Genomic DNA, 1,726 nt, shown 5'->3' with positions numbered 1-1,726 from the left:
ATTATGCGTCTGGCAATTGCTATCGCAGCTTTCGGTCTGGTGCTTGGGGCGCCGGTCGTTGTACCAACCAGTTTTATGAATCAGGCGGAAGCTCAGTCGACTGCTACGCTGCCTGCGGCAGAGCAGGCAAGCGTTGACGCAGCCATTGATGCAGTGTTGGCAAACACCGCGCTGACCGCAGATCAAATTACGCAGCAGATCGCAACCATTGTGCAGAATTCGTCCAATCCTGCCGCCGCAGCCAAGCGCGTCGCCGCCAAAGTGAGCAGTACGCCTGGGTTGTCAACAGCGACCATACAGGCAACTGGTGCCGGTTTGATGCAGGTTGTTACCAACCTTCAAAGCACGGACCCATCTGCGGCGTCCAATATTCAGGTGACTGTAGCCTTGAGCTCGTCAGCAGACTTCCAGATGGGCTATGTCAACGGGCCAACGACAGTGACGCAACTTGGCGGCAATAATCAACAGACTGGTGGCCAGCAGGCTGGCGGGCAGCAGACTGGCTCCACGCAGACCCCTGTCGTGCGCCGCACCACAACGCGTCGGACAATTGTTCCGCCACGGCCTCGCATCCCGACGACTCCGATCGTGCCGGTCATTGTTGAGCCGAACCCATCGCAGGCGGGCAGCCCAACCTAAGACGGGTTTAACAAACAGAATTCCAGAAGGCCGGGCATGTCCCGGCCTTTTTCGTTATATAGATTTTGGTGGTTTTCCAGATGGACCCTGTTTGCGAGGCTGGCGGCACGCCAAACAAGTTCAGGGTGACGACGGGTGTAAAGGGCGTGGCCAGTTCTTCCATGTCATGCTGAACTTGTTTCAGCGCCCATTGCTGGAAAGGCGAATCTGGCAGCATTGTCAGGGTTGGCGAAGGCGGAAGCGCCGCACCTCGCCGGGCAGAGTGTTGGCCTGCTAAAGGCGTGTTTTACTTTAGGTAAAATTGTAACTGATATTTGTATTTGCTTAACGCTTGTGAGATATCTTTGCCCAAAGATGTCCGCAAGGGCAGGGAATTTTATTTGTGGAGCGGGATTATGCGTCTGGCAATTGCTATCGCAGCTTTCGGTCTGGTGCTTGGGGCGCCGGTCGTTGTACCAACCAGTTTTATGAATCAGGCGGAAGCTCAGTCGACTGCTACGCTGCCTGCGGCAGAGCAGGCAAGCGTTGACGCAGCCATTGATGCAGTGTTGGCAAACACCGCGCTGACCGCAGATCAAATTACGCAGCAGATCGCAACCATTGTGCAGAATTCGTCCAATCCTGCCGCCGCAGCCAAGCGCGTCGCCGCCAAAGTGAGCAGTACGCCTGGGTTGTCAACAGCGACCATACAGGCAACTGGTGCCGGTTTGATGCAGGTTGTTACCAACCTTCAAAGCACGGACCCATCTGCGGCGTCCAATATTCAGGTGACTGTAGCCTTGAGCTCGTCAGCAGACTTCCAGATGGGCTATGTCAACGGGCCAACGACAGTGACGCAACTTGGCGGCAATAATCAACAGACTGGTGGCCAGCAGGCTGGCGGGCAGCAGACTGGCTCCACGCAGACCCCTGTCGTGCGCCGCACCACAACGCGTCGGACAATTGTTCCGCCACGGCCTCGCATCCCGACGACTCCGATCGTGCCGGTCATTGTTGAGCCGAACCCATCGCAGGCGGGCAGCCCAACCTAAGACGGGTTTAACAAACAGAATTCCAGAAGGCCGGGCATGTCCCGGCCTTTTTCGTT

At 56.7% G+C, this 1,726-nt stretch carries 1 protein-coding gene and 1 pseudogene; both read left to right on the top strand.

The window, feature by feature from the left end; genetic code table 11:
• Window positions 1–639: pseudogene (locus tag KORLAC_RS18910) on the top strand (hypothetical protein); the annotation flags it as partial.
• A 395-nt stretch (window positions 640–1,034) separates the two neighbouring features.
• Window positions 1,035–1,670, top strand: a complete 636-nt coding sequence (locus KORLAC_RS14925) for a hypothetical protein (RefSeq protein WP_068301467.1) — start codon at window positions 1,035–1,037, stop codon at window positions 1,668–1,670.
• Window positions 1,671–1,726: the final 56 nt, after the last annotated feature.

This window comes from Kordiimonas lacus (genome assembly GCF_001550055.1).
Lineage (GTDB): Bacteria > Pseudomonadota > Alphaproteobacteria > Sphingomonadales > Kordiimonadaceae > Kordiimonas > Kordiimonas lacus.
Note: the sequence above shows the minus strand (reverse complement) of the source record. Positions and strands in the feature narration are given on the sequence as shown.